Source organism: Actinomadura sp. NBRC 104412, assembly GCF_030269515.1.
GTDB lineage: Bacteria > Actinomycetota > Actinomycetes > Streptosporangiales > Streptosporangiaceae > Spirillospora.
The window spans coordinates 1-317 of record NZ_BSTM01000114.1; the positions used below are offsets into that span (position 1 = coordinate 1).

Genomic DNA, 317 nt, shown 5'->3' on the forward strand with positions numbered 1-317 from the left:
CCGACTGGGCGGTCACGGCTGAGCTGGACCTGACATGTCTTGCCGCGTGGACCGCCCCCGCCCGGGTGCGCTCGCACATCAAATTCCGGCTCACCGAGTGGGGATTGCTCTCCCTCGCCGACGACGTGTACCTGATCGCCGGGGAACTTGTGGCCAATGCCATTGAGGCCACACCCGACGATGCCATCAGGACCCGGTTCACGCGGGAACCGGGAGCGGTTCTGCTGGGCGTGTGGGATGCCTCCAACGCGCTGCCCATTTCCGCGCCTGTCGAGCACCTGTCGCCGGCGGACATCAAGCCCGACCCGCATGCCCTG

General features: G+C 67.5%; 1 protein-coding gene. It reads left to right on the forward strand.

Going from position 1 to position 317, the window contains the following annotated elements:
- Positions 1-317 (forward strand): hypothetical protein (locus QSK21_RS35975; RefSeq protein ID WP_502871634.1); only part of this gene is annotated, 317 nt, incomplete at both ends.